This window comes from Saccharothrix sp. DSM 118769 (assembly GCF_052936295.1).
Genome location: NZ_CP193627.1, coordinates 8203302 through 8220891 on the forward strand (window position 1 = coordinate 8203302; position 17590 = coordinate 8220891).

The 17590-nt window shown below is 73.7% G+C and carries 13 protein-coding genes; 3 read left to right on the top strand and 10 right to left on the bottom strand.

Annotated elements, in window-relative coordinates; translation table 11 throughout:
- Positions 1-65: 65 nt before the first annotated feature.
- From ftsW to mraZ, 9 genes are all read right to left on the bottom strand, one after another.
- Positions 66-1508 (bottom strand): putative lipid II flippase FtsW, encoded by a 1443-nt coding sequence (ftsW, locus tag ACRAKJ_RS34575; protein ID WP_438919480.1) that lies wholly within the window; start codon positions 1506-1508, stop codon positions 66-68.
- 84 nt (positions 1509-1592) lie between these two features.
- Positions 1593-2948, bottom strand: coding sequence for a UDP-N-acetylmuramoyl-L-alanine--D-glutamate ligase (gene murD / locus ACRAKJ_RS34580; protein WP_438919479.1), 1356 nt, complete (start codon positions 2946-2948; stop codon positions 1593-1595).
- A gap of 4 nt (positions 2949-2952) precedes the next feature.
- Positions 2953-4041 (bottom strand): phospho-N-acetylmuramoyl-pentapeptide-transferase, encoded by a 1089-nt coding sequence (gene mraY, locus ACRAKJ_RS34585; RefSeq protein ID WP_438919478.1) that lies wholly within the window; start codon positions 4039-4041, stop codon positions 2953-2955.
- Positions 4038-5495 carry a UDP-N-acetylmuramoyl-tripeptide--D-alanyl-D-alanine ligase gene (locus ACRAKJ_RS34590; RefSeq protein ID WP_438919477.1) on the bottom strand — a complete coding sequence of 486 codons (1458 nt, stop codon included), beginning with the start codon at positions 5493-5495 and terminating at the stop codon, positions 4038-4040. Before ACRAKJ_RS34590 ends, mraY begins: the two co-directional genes overlap by 4 nt.
- Positions 5492-7021: a UDP-N-acetylmuramoyl-L-alanyl-D-glutamate--2,6-diaminopimelate ligase gene (locus tag ACRAKJ_RS34595; protein WP_438919476.1), complete on the bottom strand. Its 1530-nt coding sequence runs from the start codon at positions 7019-7021 to the stop codon at positions 5492-5494. The genes ACRAKJ_RS34590 and ACRAKJ_RS34595 overlap by 4 nt, the downstream gene beginning before the upstream one ends.
- Positions 7022-7156: 135 nt before the next feature.
- Complete coding sequence (locus ACRAKJ_RS34600; protein ID WP_438919475.1) at positions 7157-9067, bottom strand: penicillin-binding transpeptidase domain-containing protein; 1911 nt, start codon at positions 9065-9067, stop codon at positions 7157-7159.
- Positions 9067-9687 carry a hypothetical protein gene (locus tag ACRAKJ_RS34605; protein WP_438919474.1) on the bottom strand — a complete coding sequence of 207 codons (621 nt, stop codon included), beginning with the start codon at positions 9685-9687 and terminating at the stop codon, positions 9067-9069. Before ACRAKJ_RS34605 ends, ACRAKJ_RS34600 begins: the two co-directional genes overlap by 1 nt.
- Complete coding sequence (rsmH, locus tag ACRAKJ_RS34610; RefSeq protein WP_438919473.1) at positions 9684-10634, bottom strand: 16S rRNA (cytosine(1402)-N(4))-methyltransferase RsmH; 951 nt, start codon at positions 10632-10634, stop codon at positions 9684-9686. Before rsmH ends, ACRAKJ_RS34605 begins: the two co-directional genes overlap by 4 nt.
- 158 nt (positions 10635-10792) lie before the next feature.
- Positions 10793-11224: a division/cell wall cluster transcriptional repressor MraZ gene (mraZ, locus tag ACRAKJ_RS34615; RefSeq protein WP_438919472.1), complete on the bottom strand. Its 432-nt coding sequence runs from the start codon at positions 11222-11224 to the stop codon at positions 10793-10795.
- Positions 11225-11686: 462 nt separating this feature from the next.
- On the opposite strand from mraZ, the gene ACRAKJ_RS34620 reads away from it, so the two are divergent.
- The 3 genes from ACRAKJ_RS34620 to ACRAKJ_RS34630 are packed head-to-tail and all read left to right on the top strand — an operon-like array spanning position 11687 to position 16496.
- On the top strand, positions 11687-12796 hold the full coding sequence (locus ACRAKJ_RS34620; RefSeq protein WP_438919471.1) for an AAA family ATPase: 1110 nt from the start codon (positions 11687-11689) through the stop codon (positions 12794-12796).
- Between the two features lies 1 nt (position 12797).
- Positions 12798-14063, top strand: coding sequence for a DUF58 domain-containing protein (locus ACRAKJ_RS34625; protein WP_438919470.1), 1266 nt, complete (start codon positions 12798-12800; stop codon positions 14061-14063).
- Complete coding sequence (locus tag ACRAKJ_RS34630) at positions 14064-16496, top strand: transglutaminaseTgpA domain-containing protein (protein ID WP_438919469.1); 2433 nt, start codon at positions 14064-14066, stop codon at positions 16494-16496.
- A gap of 304 nt (positions 16497-16800) precedes the next feature.
- On the opposite strand, the gene ACRAKJ_RS34635 is transcribed toward ACRAKJ_RS34630, so the two are convergent.
- Positions 16801-17184, bottom strand: a complete 384-nt coding sequence (locus ACRAKJ_RS34635; RefSeq protein ID WP_438919468.1) for a DUF3040 domain-containing protein — start codon at positions 17182-17184, stop codon at positions 16801-16803.
- Positions 17185-17590 lie beyond the last annotated feature (406 nt).

The window sequence follows — 17590 nt, forward strand, 5'->3', positions numbered from 1 at the left end:
ACGGCCTCGCCGGGCACCGGGCGGAACCACACCGCCGCACCCCTCGGGCGGCCGGGCGGGGCGGGTCAGCGGCCGTCGCGGCGGCGGGAGCGGACGTCGCGGTCCTGGGTCACCCGGCGGGTCTCGCGGCGGCGGTACTCGGACGGCGGGGCGTGCCGGCCGGCCATCCGCCTCTCGTCGACCGGCGGCGGGGCGGCCTTGCGGCCCCTGGGCGGCGTGGAGGGGCGCGACGGGCGGCGCTTGGGCGGCGGCTTGTACGCCTCGGGGGCGGGGAGCTTCAGCGCGCCGCCGACCCGGCCCGGCCCCAGCGAGCGCAGCGCCGACACGGCTTCCGGCTCGTGCCGGGCGCAGCTGGCCAGGATGCCGAACACCACCATCGTGGTGACCACCGACGTGCCGCCGGAGGAGATCATCGGCAGCGTGATGCCGGTGACCGGGAGCAGCTGCACGACGTAGCCGATGTTGATGGCGGCCTGCGCGACCAGCCACACCGTGAGGGTGGCCGAGACCATCCTGATCCACGGGTCGGTGTTGCGGGCGGCGATGCGCAGGCCGACCACCGCGAGCAGGGCGAACAGGCCCAGCACCAGCAGGCAGCCGATGAAGCCCAGCTCCTCGCCGATGACCGCGAAGATGAAGTCCGAGTGCACGTTCGGCAAATAGCGCCACTTGGAGCTGCCGTTGGTCAGTCCCTTGCCGAAGAACCCGCCCTCGGCCAGCGCGTACAGCGCCTGGAGGGCCTGCAGGCCCGCGCCCTGCGGGTCGGCCTCGGGGTTGAGGAAGGTCTGCACGCGGGCCAGCCGGTAGGACGCGCCGATCGCCAGCACGACCGCGCTGGTCACCGCGGCGACGGCGATGATGCCGAACAGCCGCATGGGCGCGCCGACGAACCAGAGCAGGCTCATCAGCACCACGCCGAGCGTGATCGTGCCGCCGAGGTCGGGTTGCAGCATCACGAGGGCGAACACGACCAGCGCCACCGGCACGACCGGCACCAGCAGGTGCCGGTACTGGTCGAGCAGCGCGCGCTTGGTGACCAGCACGTGCGCGCCCCACAGCGCCAGCGCCAGCTTCGCCGGCTCGATGGGCTGGAACGACACGGGACCGACCGTGAACCACGACTGCGCGCCGCCCGCGACCGTCCCGAGTGGAGTGAGGACGAGGCTCAGCATGATCACGCAGACGAGCATCGCCATCGTGCTGCCGTGCCGGAACCTGCGCAGCGGGATGCGCAGCACGACGAGGAACGCCACCGCGCCCACGCCCACGTACAGCAGCTGCTTCTTGAACACGCTGTACGCCGACGCGCCCTCGGCCACCTCGCCCGGCGCGGACGCCGAGAGCACCATGATCAGGCCGAGCGCGGTCAGCATGCCGAAGATCGCGAGCAGCAGGTGGAAGTCCGCCAGCGGCCGGCCCAGCCACGCGGTCAACGACGTGCGCGACGGTCGCCGCGGGCGTCGTGGTCGGGCCGCGCGCGCGGCGGGTCGCTGTTCCACCGCAGTCATGCCCCCATGGTCTCCCGCGGGTGCGGAGAAAACATGAACATCCACCGCGTGTCGCGTGAGGAGCCGGTGGCGCGCGGCGGGCGCTCAGCCCCCGACCAGCGCCCGCACGGCTTCGGCGAACGCCTGGCCCCGGTGGGCGTAGTCGCTGAACATGTCCATCGACGCGGCGGCCGGGGCGAGCACCACGGCGTCGCCGGGCCGCGCCATCGACCGGGCCGCGCGCACGGCGTCCTCCATGGTCGCGTCGTCCAGCACGGCCACCGGCACGGCGGGCGCGTGCCTGGTCAGCGCGGTGGCGATGACCTCGCGGTCCGCGCCGATCAGCACGGCCCCGCGCATCCGGTGCGCCTCGGCGCGCACGAGGTCGTCCACCGACGCGCCCTTGAGCAGCCCGCCCGCCACCCACACGACGCTCGCGTGCGACCGCAGCGACGCCGCCGCCGCGTGCGGGTTGGTGGCCTTCGAGTCGTCCACGTAGAGCACGCCGCCGGCGGAGGCGACGACGACCGCCCGGTGCGCGCCCGGCCGGAACGCCCGCAGCCCCGCCGCGACCGCCTCGGCCGGCACGCCGTGCGCGCGGGCCAGCGCGGCGGCGGCCAGCGCGTCGGCCACCCCCGGCGGACCGGCCGGTCGCACGTCGGCGACCGGCAGCAGCACCGCGTCCGGGCCGAACGCCCGGTCCACCAGCGCGCCGTCGCGCACGCCGAGCTGCCCCTCCCCGGGCTCGGAGAGGGTGAAGCCGACGCGCGCGCGGGCGGGCGCGTCGGTCAGCAGCCCGGCGACCACCGGGTCGTCCACGCCGCCGATCGCCACGTCGCCGGTCAGCACCCCGGCCTTCGCCGCCGCGTACGCGTCGAACGTGCCGTGCCAGTCGAGGTGGTCCTCGGCCAGGTTCAGCAGCACCCCGGCGAACGGCCGCACCGACGGCGACCAGTGCAGCTGGAAGCTCGACAGCTCCACCGCCAGCACCCGGTGCCCGGCCAGCAGCGCGTCCACGACGGGCAGGCCGACGTTGCCGCAGGCCACCGCGTCGATGCCGGCCGCGCGCAGGATCGACTCCAGCATCCCCACGGTGGTGGTCTTGCCGTTGGTGCCGGTCACCGCGAGCCACGTCGGCGGGTCGGCCAGCTCCGCGCCCATCCGCCAGGCCAGCTCGACCTCGCCGATCACCTCGACGCCCGCCGACCGCGCCGCGACCAGCAGCGGGCTGTCGGGGCGCCACCCCGGGCTGGTCACGACCAGGTCGGTGCCGGGCGGCGGCGCGACCAGGCCGGGCACCAGCTCCACGCCGGGCAGCAGCTGCTCCAGCGCGGCCAGCCGGTCGGCGGAGCCGTCGGTCACGGTGACCTCGGCGTCCGCCGCCAGCAGCGCCTCGGCCGCGGAGCGACCGGTCACGCCCGCGCCGGCGACCAGGACGTGGCGTCCCGCGAGGAAACCCACGGCGTCAGCTCTCCACCGCGGTGAGCCACTCGCTGTAGAACAGGCCGAGCCCGAGCATGCAGCACATGCCCGCGAGCAGCCAGAACCGGATGATCACCGTGGTTTCCGCCCACCCGGCGAGTTCGAAGTGGTGGTGGAACGGCGCCATCCGGAACAGGCGTCGCCGCGACGTGCGGAACACGGCGACCTGGAGCACCACCGACAGCGCCTCGACCACGAACAGGCCGCCGATGACGACCATGAGCAGCTCGGTGCGGGTCGTGATGGACAGACCGGCGACCAGGCCGCCGAGCGCGAGCGAGCCGGTGTCGCCCATGAAGATCTTGGCGGGCGCGGCGTTCCACCACAGGAAGCCGATGCAGCCGGCCATCGCGGCGGCGGCGACGAGCGCCAGGTCCAGCGGGTCGCGCACGTCGTAGCAGCCGGCGACGAGCAGGTTGGAGCAGTTGTAGCGGAACTGCCAGAAGCTGATGACCACGTAGGTGCCGAGCACCATCGCGGACGTGCCGCCGGCCAGGCCGTCGAGGCCGTCGGTCAGGTTCACCGCGTTCGACCACGCGGAGATCGCCGCGTAGCAGAACACCACGAAGCCGACGACGCCGAACGACACCACGCTGATGTCGCGCACGAAGGACAGGTTGACCGACGCGGGCGTCCAGCCGTCCTTGTTCGGGAACTGCACGACCAGGACGGCGAAGATGATCGTGGCGACGAACTGGCCGACCAGCTTCGCGGTCTTGTTCAGGCCGAGGTTGCGCTGCTTGCGGATCTTGATGAAGTCGTCGAGGAAGCCGACGACGCCGAGCGAGGTCGTCAGCATCAGCACGAGCAGGCCGGACGCGCTGGGCGTCTGGTCCTGCGCGGAGGCCGACATCGAGTTCACCAGGTGCGACCCGAGGTAGCCCGCCCACATCGCCACCAGGATCGCGACGCCGCCCATGGTGGGCGTGCCGCGCTTGGTCTTGTGGCTCTGCGGGCCCTCTTCGCGGATCTCCTGGCCGAAGCCCTGCCGCGAGAAGATCTTGATCAGGTACGGCGTCAGCATGATCGACGTGATCAGCGCGATGGCCGCCGCGATCAGGATGCTCTTCACTTGCTGCCCGCCTCCAGGAGAGCCTCGGCAACCCGCCACAGGCCGTATGAATTGGATGCCTTCACCAGCACGACGTCACCCGGTCGCACCTCGTCGCTCAGCAGCTGGACCGCCGCGGCGACGTCCGGCACCAGAACCGCTTCTTCGCCCCATGATCCTTCCAGGTGCGCTCCCTGGTGCATCGCGCGGGCGTCCTGCCCGACGACGACCAGCTTGTTGATGTCCAGGCGGACCACGAGCCTGCCGATCTCGTCGTGCGCGCGGACCGAGTCCGCGCCGAGCTCCGCCATCGGGCCGAGCACCGCCCAGCTGCGGCGGGGCGGGGTGGCGGACCGCGAGATGGTGGCCAGCGACTTCAGCGCCGCCTTCACCGACTCGGGGTTGGCGTTGTACGCGTCGTTGACGACGGTCACACCGTCAGGACGTTCGGCGACCGCCATGCGGTGCGCCGACACCCGCTCGGCCTTGCCGAGGGCGTCCGCGACCTGCTGCGGCGTCGCGCCGAACTCCAGCGCGACGGCGGCGGCGGTGAGCGCGTTGCCGACCTGGTGCGGGCCGTGCACGGCGAGCCGCACGCGCGCCTCGCCCTGCGGCGCGACCAGCGTGAAGCCGGCGCGGGCCTGCTCGTCCAGCTCGACGTCGACCGCCCGGACGTGCGCGTCGGGGCGTTCGCCGACCAGCACGACGCGGGCCCGCGTGCGCGGCGCCATGCCCGCGACCAGCGGGTCGTCGGCGTTGAGCACGGCCACGCCGTCGGCGGGCAGCGCCTCGACCAGCTCGCCCTTGGCCTGGGCGATGCCCTGCTTGGAGCCGAACTCGCCGACGTGCGCGCTGCCCACGTTGAGCACCGCGCCCACGCGCGGCGGCGCGACCTCGCACAGCTCGGCGATGTGCCCCTTGCCGCGGGCGGACAGCTCCAGCACCAGGAACCGGGTGGTCGCGGTGGCGCGCAGGGCGGTCCACGGGTGGCCCAGCTCGTTGTTGAACGACCCGGGCGGCGCGATGGTCTCGCCGAGCGGCGCGAGGACCTGCGCGATGAGGTCCTTGGTGGAGGTCTTGCCCGACGAGCCGGTCACGCCGACCACGGTGAGGTCCGGCAGCCGGTCGACGACGTGCCGGGCCAGCTTGGCCAGCGCGGCCAGCACCGCCGCGCCCGCGCCGTCGACGTCACCGGACAGCACGTACGCGTTGCCGGTCTTGACCAGCGGCGGGACCACCACGGACGGCGCGTCGACCGGGCGGCCGGCGAGCACCGCCACCGCGCCCGCCCCGATCGCCCGCGCGGCGAAGTCGTGGCCGTCGACGCGTTCGCCGGGCAGGGCCAGGAACAGGTCGCCGGCGGCGACCTTCCGGGTGTCGAACTCGACACCGCCGGTGACGACCTCGTCGCCGGTGGCGTGGTGGACCTCGCCGCCGACGACCTCGGCGATCTCGGCCAGGGTCAGGGGGATCACCGCGCGGCTCCTCGGATGGCGTCGGCCAGGGTTTCGACGTCGGAGAACGGGTGCACGACACCCGCGACCTCCTGGCCGGTCTCGTGGCCCTTGCCGGCCACGACGACGACGTCACCGGCACGGGCCTCGCCCACGGCGTGCGCGATGGCCAGGCGGCGGTCGCCGATCTCCACGACCTCGCCGCGCTCGGCGTCCGGCACCGCCAGGGCGCCGCGCAGCATCGCGGCCCGGATCTCGGCCGGGTCCTCGGTGCGCGGGTTGTCGTCGGTCACGACCAGCACGTCGCTGCGCCGGGCCGCCTCCTCGCCCATGAGCGGGCGCTTGGCGGTGTCCCGGTCGCCGCCGCAGCCCAGGACGGTGATGATCCGGCCGGTCGCCCGCGCCCGCACCGCGTCCAGCGCGAGCGCGACGGCGGCGGGCTTGTGGGAGTAGTCGACGACGGCGGTGAAGTCCTGCCCCTCGTCGACGCGCTGCATCCGGCCCGGCACCTCGACGTCGCGCAGGCCCGCGCGGATGGCCCCGTGGTCGATGCCCCGGGCGTGCAGGCAGCCGATCGCGAGCAGGGCGTTGGCCACGTTGAACTCGCCGGGCAGGCGCAGCTCCACGTCGATCGACGCCCCGTCGGGGCCGTGCGCGGTGAAGCTCTGCTCGCCGGTGGCGCTGACGGTGACACCGCTGGCCGTCCACACCGCGTCGCGGGTGGTCGCCACGGTGACCGTGCCCGGCTTGACCAGCCGCGGGCCCCAGTCGCCGTCGACGCAGACGACCTCCGTGCGGGCCCGGCCGTCGAACAGCTCGGCCTTCGTCCGGAAGTAGTCCTCCATGTCCGGGTGGAAGTCCAGGTGGTCCTGCGACAGGTTGGTGAACGCGCCGACCGCGAACCCGACGCCGCCGACCCGGCCCAGGCGCAGGGCGTGGCTGGAGACCTCCATCGCCACGTCCGTGGTGCCGCGCTCGTGCATCACGGCCAGCAGCGCCTGGAGGTCGGGCGCCTCGGGCGTGGTGAGCGCGCTGTCGAGCCGTTCGCCGGCGATGCGCGTCTCCACCGTGCCGATCAGGCCGGTGGCCCGGCCGGCCGCCTTCAGCGCGGACTCGACCATGTAGGTGGTGGTGGTCTTGCCGGACGTGCCGGTCACGCCCCACACGGCCACCCGCGCGGACGGGTTGCCGTAGACGCGGGCGGCGAGCGCGCCGAGCACGGCGCGCGGCTCCGGGTGCACCAGCACCGGCACGCCGCGGACCTTGGCGGCGCCCTCGGCGTCGGTCAGCACGGCCACCGCCCCGGCCTCGACGGCCCGGTCGGCGAAGTCGGCGCCGTGCACGCGGGTGCCCGGCAGGGCGGCGAACAGGTCGCCGGGCCGCACGTGCTGGGCGCGCAACGTCACCCCGCTCACCAGGACGTGGGCCCGGTCGGGTGCGGTCAGGTGCGCGTCGACGGTCGTGGCGAGCTCCGACACGGGAACGGGCTGGGTGCGGGAAGGGCGAGGCGGGGCGGTCGCGACCTTGCCCTCGAGCTTGGCAGGCACGCGCGGAAGGCTACCGGCGCACGCAGAGTGGTCATGCGGCACGTCCACCGCGGACGTGCCCGAAACCGGTTCCGGCACGTGATCCGCGGTGATCGCGCCGCGTTCGTCGCGTTCGCCCGGCCGGCCGACGAGGCGTTACGGCTTGAGGATCAGCGGCACGACGGGGCTCTGCTCCGCCGACATCGGCACCTGGTAGCGCTGCGCCAGGTAGGACGCGACGTCGTGGAACAGCGGCGCGGCGGACTGCACGCCCCGGGTCGGGTTGTCCAGCACGATCCCGATGACGTAGCGCGGGTTGTCGGCCGGGAAGATGCCCGCGAACGTGATCCAGTACTGGCTCTGCGAGTAGCAGTCGCACTTCGGGTCGACCTGCTGCGCCGTGCCCGTCTTGCCGGTGACCTGGTAGCCGGGCAGCGCCGCGGACGTCCCCGTGCCGCTCTGGTCGGGGTCGCTCGTGGACTTCTGCACGACCGCGCGGAACATGTCGCGGACCGTCTTCGCGGTCTCCGGCGACACCACCCGCACGCCCTCCGGGGCCTGCGCCTCCTTGCGGGCGCCGTCCGCGGAGACCTGGGCGCGGATGATGCGCGGCGGGACGCGCACGCCGTCGTTCGCGATGGCCTGGTACATGCCGGTCATCTGGAGCAGGGTCATGCTCAGGCCCTGGCCGATGGGCAGGTTGCCGAACGTCGAGCCCGACCACTGGTTGCGCGGCGGCACGTACCCCGCCTCCTCGCCGGGCAGGCCGGACTGGGTGCGCTTGCCGAGGCCGAACTTGGTGAGCATGTCGGCGTACCGGTCCTCGCCGATCGCCTGCGCCGCCATCAGCGTGCCGACGTTGGACGACTTGGCGAACACGCCGGTGAACGTCATGTCCTGGAGGGGGTGGTGGACGGCGTCCTTGATGACCCGGTCGGCGACGGCGATGCTGCTGTCGACCTGGAGGACGCTGTCCGGCTGGTAGAGGCCGTCCTCGACGGCCGTGGCGGCGGTGACGACCTTGTTCACCGAACCGGGCTCGAACACGGAGGACACGGCGGCGTTGCGCACCTGGTCCTCGGTGGCCTTGCCCAGCTGGTTCGGGTCGAACGTCTTGTCGTTGGCCATCGCCAGGATCTCGCCCGAGCGCGCGTCGAGCACCACGGCGGACCCGCCGCGGGCGGCCGTGTCCGCGGTGTAGTCGGTGACCATGCGCTGGAGCGCGTACTGCGTGTCGATGTCGAGCGTCAGCTCCAGGCTCTTGCCCGGGGTGGCGGCGGCCAGCTCGCGGGAGCGGCCCGGCCCGGGGATGACCACGTCGTCGTTGCCCTGCATGGTGTCGACGACGCGCCGCCCCTTGTTGCCGGCCAGCAGGTTGTCCTCGGAGATCTCCAGGCCCAGCAGGCCGTGCGTGGCGGGCGGGTCCTCGTTCTTGCGCCAGTTCGCCGCGCCGATGATGTTCGCCGCCAGCTCGCCGTTCGGGTAGACGCGCACCGCCCGGTACTCCGAGCCGATGTTGAAGTACTTCTCGGTGATGACGGCGGCCTTGCCCGGGTCGACGTTGTCGACCAGCTCGACGTAGGTGGTGTCCTGGGAGAGCTTGGCCAGCACGGTGTCCCGGTCGGTCCGCTGGCCGTTGACCTCCTTGCCGAGCGTCTGCTCGACGAACGCCGCGATGTCGGCGATGCGGTCCTCGAAGCTGCCGATGTCCGGGTCGCGCTCCTGCGCCTTGGCCCACTCCTTGCGCATCAGCTGCGGCACGGCGTACAGGGCGCGCGCCTCCACGCTGAACGCGAGCTGGTTGCCGTTGCGGTCCAGGATGGAGCCCCGCGCCGCGGGGATGTCGATGGGCGTGGCGCGCTGCTGCTCGGCCTGCGCGGACAGCGCCTCGGCCTGGAAGCCCTGCACCTGCACCAGCTTGATCCCGGCGGCCAGCAGGGCGCCCACGAGCAGCAGCCGCCCCACCGCCAGGCGGACCCGGCTGTTGCCGCCGCGTCGCCGCTTGGGGGCGGAGCCCCGGACCGACAACGGGCGACGGGCGGGCCTGCCCCGGCTGGGCCCCGGCATCACTGACCTCCTGGTACCGACTGTCCTTCGGGCGGTTGCGCCCCCTGCTCCTGCGCGGGGGGCGGCGCGGCGGGCGGCGCCGCGCTCTGGGTCGTCGTCTGCGGGGGCGGGGGCGGCTGCACGGCGGATGGCTTGCCGTACACCTCGACCGTCCCGTCGGGCAGCTGCCGCAACCGGGCCGGGTCGCCCGCCGGGAGCAGCCCGAGCTTCTCGGCGGCGGCGGCCAGCTCCAGCGGCGACTCGGCGAGCGCCACCTCCTGCCGCAGCTGCTCGACCTGCCGGGCGAGCCTGGTCTCCTCGGCCCGCGCGTCCTGGAGGCGGTAGGAGTCCGCGGTGGCCTGCGTCGACAGCCACATGATCGCGGCGATGCCCACGCCGAGCACCACCATGACCATCACGACGAACGGCGCCTTGGGCGCCACGACGGGTTGCCGCGTCACGGCCGGGCCGCGCCTGGGCGACGTCCGCTGCGCGCGCCGCGCGTAGGCCCGCTCCGCGGCGGGCGACCTGCGGCGCTCCGCCGGGACGGACCGCAGGGCGCGCTCGCGCGGGTTCGCCCCCGTGCCCGACCGGGGCTTGGGCGTCGGCACGCCGCCGCCGGTCCGTGCCGGTGCGGTCATGTCGCCTCCCTGATGCGTTCCGCGGCCCGCAGCCTCACCGACGCGGCCCTGGGGTTGTCCTCGATCTCCTGCTCGTTGGCCTGCTCGGCGCCGCGCGTCACCAACCGCAGCTCGGGGCTGTGGCCGGGCAGCTCGACCGGCAGGTCCAGCGGTGTCGTGGAGGCGGCCAGCTCGGCGAACGCGCGCTTGACCATGCGGTCCTCCAGGGACTGGTAGGACTCCACGACGATCCGGCCGCCGACCGCCAGCACCGACAGCGCCGCGGGCAGGGCCGCGCGCAGCGACTCCAGCTCCTGGTTGACCTCGATCCGCAGCGCCTGGAACGTGCGCTTGGCCGGGTGCCCGCCGGTGCGCCGCGTCGCCGCGGGCACCACGTCGTAGAGCAGCCGGACCAGCCGGCCGCTGGTGGTGAACGGCTCGCGCGCCCGTTCCCGCACGACCGCGCCGGCGATCTTGCGGGCGAACCGCTCCTCGCCGTAGTCGCGCAGCACGCGGGTCAGCTCGCCGGCGGGGTACTCGTTGAGCACGTCGGCCGCCGTCGGCCCCGAGCCCGCGCTCATCCGCATGTCCAGCGGCGCGTCCCTGGAGTAGGCGAACCCGCGCTCCTCGGCGTCGAGCTGCAGGGACGAGACGCCGAGGTCCATCAGGACGCCCTGCACCTTCACGCCGTCGACCGCCTCGACGATGTCGTCGTAGGTGGTCTGCACGAAGGAGACGCGGTCGCCGAACGGCGCGAGCCGCTCCTTCGACAGCGCGATGGCCTGCGGGTCGCGGTCCAGCCCGATCAGCCGCACGTTCGGGTGCGCCCGGAGCACCGCCTCGGAGTGCCCGCCCAGGCCGAGCGTGCAGTCGACGAACACGGCGTCGTCCCGGTCGGCCAGCGCGGGGGCCAGCAGGCCGAGGACGCGATCGAGCAGCACCGGCACGTGCCGCGCCTGCTCCACCACGACCCCTCCCTGGATGGTCCCCCCTCGTGCAACGGAAAAATTCGGGTGTCGTCAGGTCCCCGCCCGCCCGTCGGACCTGGCGCCGGGGAAGGTGCGCCAGGGCCGAAAGCCGAGCGGACCGAGGCCTCACGGCACCCGAAACCTCGAATCACGGCCGATCAGAACAGACCGGGGAACACCTCCTCGCGGGCTTGCGCGTACCGCTCCTCGTGCTCGTCCATGTAGCGCTGCCACGCCGTCGCGTCCCAGATCTCCAGCCGGGTGATCGCGCCGATGACCACGCACTCCTTGGTCAACCCCGCGTACCGGCGCAGTTCCGGGGCGATGAGCACCCGGCCCTGGCCGTCCGGCCGCTGCTCGTCGGTGCCGGCGAACAGGTAGCGCTGGTAGGCGCGGACCGCCTCGTTCGTGAACGGGGCCTCCGCGACCTTGCGCGCCATCTGCTCGAACTCGGCCCGCGGGAACACGTAGAGGCAGTGGTCCTGGCCCTTGGTGACCATGAGACCCCCCGCTAGCGCGTCCCGGAACTTCGCAGGCAGCGTGATCCGACCCTTGTCGTCCAACCTCGGGTTGTGCGTGCCCAGGAACACTGCGCACCCACCTCCCGGGGCCGGATGTCGAACTGACGACCGGCAGTGGGGCCCCCGTCTGCCCCACCGGCCGCCACAGTACCCCACTTTTCCCCACAGTCAACGCTGAAACGGGGGGAGGCGACCCCTCCCCCGGAACGTTTGCGCAGGTAGAGGCGATATGACCAGTGGGGCGGGCGGTGGGGGAAGCGCGCCGTCACCACCTCGCCGGGTGAGCTGAACAGGGCCGAACTTCACCCGAACGGCTCAACAAAATCGGGCAAAACCGGTTCAGCCGGCACCGAGGTGGGGAATCGTGGTGGGCGGGCCTGGACCGGTGGGGCACGCGGGCCGTGGAAACCGGCCGCGCGAGAATGTTCAATCGGTGTGGGGCGCTTCGCCCTGGTTTGACACACTGCGTGAAACGCTCACCGCCACCGCGAACCGGTCGCGGGAGGGCCGCGCCCTGCTCCAGGAGGTCGAGTGACTCCGAGTACCCAGCCAGCCGCGCCCGAGCACCCCTACGGTGCCGGCGGCCCCGCGGTGAACCACGTGGACCAGACGGTGCCGGTGAACGGCTCGCCCCGGCTGGACGAGGTGCTGGGCGAGCTGCACACCGTGGTCGGCCGGATCGCCGCGAACGTCGAGAAGGTCATCGTCGGCAAGCCGGACGTGGTGCGCGTCGCCCTGGTCACCCTGCTGGCCGAGGGGCACCTGCTGGTCGAGGACGTGCCGGGCGTCGGCAAGACGTCGCTGGCCAAGGCGCTGGCCCGGTCGATCGACTGCACGGTCAGCCGCATCCAGTTCACGCCCGACCTGCTGCCCAGCGACATCACCGGTGTGTCGATCTACAACCGGCAGGACAACGACTTCGAGTTCCGCCCCGGCCCGGTGTTCGCGAACATCGTGGTGGGCGACGAGATCAACCGCGCCTCGCCGAAGACGCAGTCCGCGCTGCTGGAGTGCATGGAGGAGCACCAGGTCACCGTCGACGGGCAGACCTACCCGCTCGGCGCGCCGTTCATGGTGATCGCCACGCAGAACCCGATCGAGATGGAGGGCACCTACGCCCTGCCCGAGGCGCAGCGCGACCGCTTCACCGCGCGCGTGTCGATCGGCTACCCCGACCCGCAGGCCGAGCTGGCCATGGTCGACGAGCACGCGGGCCACGACCCGATGTCCGACCTGCGGCCGGTGTCGGACTCCGCGCAGGTGCTCAGGCTGATCCAGGCCGTGCGGCGGGTGCACCTGTCGACCGAGATCCGGCGCTACGCCGTCGAGCTGGTCGGCGCCACCCGGCGGCTGCCCGAGCTGCGGCTGGGCGCGTCGCCGCGCTCGACGCTCCAGCTGGTGCGGTCGGCGCGGGCGCAGGCGGCGCTGGCCGGTCGCGACTTCGTGGTCCCCGACGACGTCCACGCGGTGGCCGTGCCGGTGCTCGCGCACCGCCTGGTGCTGACCGCGGAGGCGCAGGCGGCCCGGCGGTCCTCGGCCGACCTGGTGCGCGGCCTGCTCCAGCGGGTACCGGTGCCGCAGGCCGCGCTCGACCCGACCGGCCAGTTCCTGCACAACACCAACCCGAACCACCACCGCTGACATGCGGGGAGCGCTGTCCGGCCTGACCACCCGCGGCCGGTGCCTGCTGGCGGCCGGGTTCGCCGCGGGCCTGTGCGCGGTCGTGCTGAACGAGCGCGACCTGCTCCGCGTCGCGGCGTTCGTGGTGGCGCTGCCGCTGCTCGCCGCCCTGCTGGCGCAGCGGGCGCGGGTGGGCCTGCACGCGGACCGCGTGCTGCACCCGAGCCGGGTCCAGGTGGGGTCGCCGACCGACGTGCGGGTGGAGCTGCGCAGCGCGGGCCGGCTGCCGACCGGCGGGCTGCTGCTGGAAGATGCGGTGCCCTACGCGCTCGGCGCCCGCCCGCGGTTCGTGGTGGAGCGGCTGCCGCGCAACACGGTGACCGTGCTGCGCTACCCGCTCAAGCCGGTGATGCGCGGCGTCCAGCAGGTCGGACCGCTGCTGGCGCGGATCACCGACCCGTTCGGGCTGGCCGAGTTCGACCGCGAGATGGCGGGCCGCAGCAGGCTCGTCGTCGTGCCGCGGGTGGTGCAGCTGACCGGGCTGCCGAGCGGGTCGGGCATGGGCTCCGGCGACGACGGCTCGATCCGGCTGCGCGCCGGGCAGGGCGAGGACGACGCCGTGGTCCGCCCGTACCGGCACGGCGACGACCTGCGCAAGGTGCACTGGCGCTCGACGGCGCGGCGCGACGAGCTGATGGTGCGCGTCGAGGAGCGGCCGTGGCGCGGCGGCACGACCGTGCTGCTGGACCACCGGCTGGCGGGGCACCGGGGCAGCGGTCCCGGCGCGAGCCTGGAGTGGGCGGTGTCGTTCGCCGCGTCGATCTCGCTGCACCTGCACCGCTACGGCCACCAGGTGCGCCTGGTCGGCGACGACGGCCGGGTGCTGGCGGGCGGACCGGGCGGCGGCGGGTACAGCGACGCGGTGGCGCTCGACGCGCTGGCCGCGTTGCAGCCCTCCCACCGGCGCGAACCCGCCGTGGGCGTCGACCCGGGCGCGGGTCAGGAGGTCATCGCGATCCTCGGCGGCTGCACGCCCGCCGTCGTCGACGCGCTGGTGCGCAACCGCCCGCGCGGGACGCGCAGCCTCGCCGTGGTGCTGGACGTGCGGGCCTGGGCGTCCGCGTCGGAGGACCCGGCGCCGGACCCCGCCGACGCGCGGGAGCTGTTGAGCGGTGCGGGGTGGGGCGTGGTCGTGGCGCGGCCGAACACGCCGATGGGGCAGGTCTGGCAGGAGCTGTGCCACAGCGCGGGGAACCGCGGCCCGGTGGTGCGCACGGAGGTGGGCTGAGTGACCGGCAGGACGGCTGCTCCGGCGGGCGGGAACTGGGTGGTGACCGCGACGCCCGCGGTCGCCGGGCTGGCGACGCTGTGCGCCGCGACCGCGTTGTCGAGCGTGCTCGACGGCGTGCTGTGGATGGTGCACCTGGCGGTCGCGATCGTCGTGGTGGCGGGCAGCGGCGTGCTGCTGCGCTCGTCCAGGCTGCCCGCGCCGCTGGTGGTGCTCGGGCAGGTGGTGGCGCTGCTGTGCCTGCTCGTGGCGCTCTACACGACCAGCGGCGTGCTGGTGTTCCTGCCGGGCCCCGAGTCGTTGCAGGACCTGGGCGCGGTGCTGGGCAACGCGATCGGCGAGGTGCAGACCGGCGTGCCGCCGGTGCCCGACAGCCAGAACATGCGCTGCCTGGTGATGGTGGCGATCGGCCTGGTGGCGGTCGTGGTGGACGCCCTCGCGGTCGGCGCGGCGGCCCCCGCGGCGTCCGGCCTGGTGCTGCTGTGCGTGTTCGCGGTGCCCGCGTCGCTGGCCGACGAGATGCTGCCGCTGTGGACGTTCGTGTTCGGCGCGGCGGCGTTCGCGCTGCTGCTGGCCGTGGACGGGCAGCACCGGCACGAGGCGTGGCGCGGCAGGCTGCCGGGGGCCGGGCAGAGCGGTTCGGGCCCGGCGGCGACCGCGGTGGCGGGCATGGCTGTGGTGATCGCGCTGCTCGCCGGCGGCAGCCTGACGCTGGTCGGCACCGTGGGGCGGCTGCCCGGCACGGGCGACGAGCTCGGCGGCGGCTCCGGCGGGCTCGGCATCGACCCGATCACCGAGCTGCGCGGCATGCTCAACCAGGGCCAGAGCCGCGAGATGTTCCGGGTGCGCGACCTGCCCGAGTCGGCCTACCTGCGCGCGATGACGCTGCCGCAGTACGTGCCCGACAAGGGCTGGACCGGCGGCGGCGACCTGTCGGGCGGCGTGCCCGCCCGCGGCGACCTGCCGCCCCAGCCGGGCGACCCGCGCGACGGCGAGGTCGTGGAGGTCAAGATCGAGCCGGTCACCTGGCTCGACTACTGGCTGCCGGTGTACGGCCGGCCGAGGTCGATGCCCGACGTCGACGAGGCGTACCAGTACGACGCGGGGCGCGGCATGGTCTACGCGACGCGGGCCCGCAAGTCCGGGACGTACACGCTGCGCACGGTGCTGGACACGCCGTCCGCCGACACGCTGCGCAGGGCGACCGGCCCCGTCGACGTCGACCCCGCGTACCTGGAGGCGCCGGGCGTGGAGGACCGGGTCGTCCGGCTGGCGCGCGACATCGTGGCCGGCGAGGACAACCAGTTCGACCGGGCGAGCGCGCTGTACCGGTACTTCACCGACGGCACGCAGGGCTTCACGTACACCACGGAGACCACGAACGACATGAGCGCGGGCGCGCTCGAGGACTTCGTGCTCAACGGCAAGAAGGGCTTCTGCGAGCAGTACGCGTCGGCGATGGCGATCATGGCCAGGTCCGTCGGCATCCCGGCCCGGGTGGCCCTCGGCTTCACCGCCGGGTACCCGACCGGCGACTTCCAGACGATCACCTCGCAGGACGCCCACGCGTGGGTGGAGGTCTACTTCCCCGGCCACGGGTGGATGACCTTCGACCCGACGCCCCTCTCCGACGGCCGCGGCGTGGCCCCGCCGTACATCTCGGGCAACGAGGCCGACGACGAGGAGGACGGCTCCAGCGCCGCCGCCGCCACGACCACCACCACGACCACCGCGCCGGACGCCTCGGCGTCGGCCTCGGCCGCGCCGGACGCGCAGGGCCAGGACGGGACGTCGCAGACGGCCGCCCCGACGCCCGCGTGGCACCTGATCACCCTGGCCGCGGCGGTCGCGACCGCGCTGCTGCTGCTGGGGCTGCTCGTCTTCGGCGGTGTGTGGCTGACCAGGACGACCAGGCTGCGCCCGGCCTTGCTGGCCGCGTCGGCGGTGCTGTGGGCGATCGCGGTGGCCCTGGTCCTGGCGCTGGTCAGCTGGTGGCTGGCCGCGCTGGTGATCGTGGTGGCGCTCGTGGTGGCACCGGCCCTGGTGCGCGCCTGGCGCCGCCGCGAACGGCTCCGCGCCGTCGCCGGCCTGGGCCCGGGCGCGGCGGGCGCGGCGTGGCAGGAGCTGGTCGCCGAGTCCGTGGACCGGGGCACCCGCGTGCCGAGCACGGAGACGATCCGGGTCGCCGCCCGCCGGTTGGCGAAGGCGCACAACCTGGACGACCAGGGCCGCGACGGCCTGCGCACGGTGGTGGGCGCGGTGGAGCGCGCCTGGTACAGCACGCACCAGGAGGCGGACCCGGCCCTGCCCAAGGCGGTGGACGACGTCCGGGCGAGCCTCGGCCGCAACGCGCCCCTGGCCCTGAGGGCCAAGGTCCTCCCCCGCTCGGTGCTCCAGCCGAAGCCGCCCGCGGAGAGCGACCCCGACGACTGAAGACCGGGCGGTCGAGAGCCGGGCGGTCGAGAGCCGGGCGGCTGAAGGTCGGGCCGCTCGGCCTCACCCCGGCCCTGCCCCTCACCTCGACCGCCCGGACCGGACCAGGTCAGGTCAGGTCCGGGCGGTCGAACCCGCCGTCACACCGGTCCCGGCCTTTCCCGGTCTTTCCCGGTTTTCGCCCGGACGTGCGCGAAGTGCCGGTTTTCCGGGCAGGCGCGAATACTGCGGAAACCCGCACGGCCCGCCCCCTGGTGCTCGGGGCGGGCCGTGCGGACGTGTTCAATCGGGGCTGTTACGCGGACTACTCGTCCTCGAAACGGCGACGGAAGCGTTCTTCCATCTTTTGGGAGAACGAGCTGCGGCTGGGCCGGCTTCCCTCCTTGCTGGGCTCCTCGGCAGCCTGGTCACCACGACGGAGTGTCGTCACGGTGAGCAGTACGCCGAAGAACATCAACAGGAAGCCGACCACGCTCACCACCGGGATACCAGCGAGCTTCGGCAACATCACACCTGTCACCAGCAGAGCCACACCCACGGCGAACAGCGCGATGCCTTGGATGCGACGCCGTCGGGACGGCTTGCGCAGCTTGGCGCCGCGCACGGTGGATGCGAACTTCGGGTCCTCGGCGTAGAGCGCGCGCTCGATCTGGTCGAGCAGTCGCTGCTCGTGCTCGGAGAGTGGCATGGCTCCTCCTCCGGCACAGCGGTCGCGGGCGCCGGGTAATCACGGTTGCCGCCGGTCCCGGCGGACGCCCCGCCCTGGGGGCGTCACAACCAGGATACGATTCGGGAGGCTTGGCGACTACCCAGTCCGTGCCCCTAAGCGGTTCGTTCGGTCACCATCATCCTCACGGGTCAACGGTCAGACCTTCGTGAGGTGGCGCACGACCACCCCTTGGTCAACTGTCAAGCCCCTCCAGTCGGTTCTTCCAGCCGGTTCGCACACCGGCCGACACACCGCGTGACCAGCCAACTACGCGGACTTCGACGGCACTCGAACACGCGATGGCCGGCAGTGGACGGGTCGCACGCCGCACACCGCCCCGCCGGCACCGCCCACCACGAGGTGCCCGCCGCACGGACATCACACT

Excerpts from the sequence above, each read along its gene's own strand:
- ftsW (WP_438919480.1), bottom strand. The coding sequence starts at position 1,508 with ATGACTGCGGTGGAACAGCGACCCGCCGCGCGCGCGGCCCGACCACGA.
- ACRAKJ_RS34600 (WP_438919475.1), bottom strand. The coding sequence starts at position 9,067 with ATGCCGGGGCCCAGCCGGGGCAGGCCCGCCCGTCGCCCGTTGTCGGTC.
- ACRAKJ_RS34605 (WP_438919474.1), bottom strand. The coding sequence starts at position 9,687 with ATGACCGCACCGGCACGGACCGGCGGCGGCGTGCCGACGCCCAAGCCC.
- ACRAKJ_RS34625 (WP_438919470.1), top strand. The coding sequence starts at position 12,798 with ATGCGGGGAGCGCTGTCCGGCCTGACCACCCGCGGCCGGTGCCTGCTG.
- ACRAKJ_RS34635 (WP_438919468.1), bottom strand. The coding sequence starts at position 17,184 with ATGCCACTCTCCGAGCACGAGCAGCGACTGCTCGACCAGATCGAGCGC.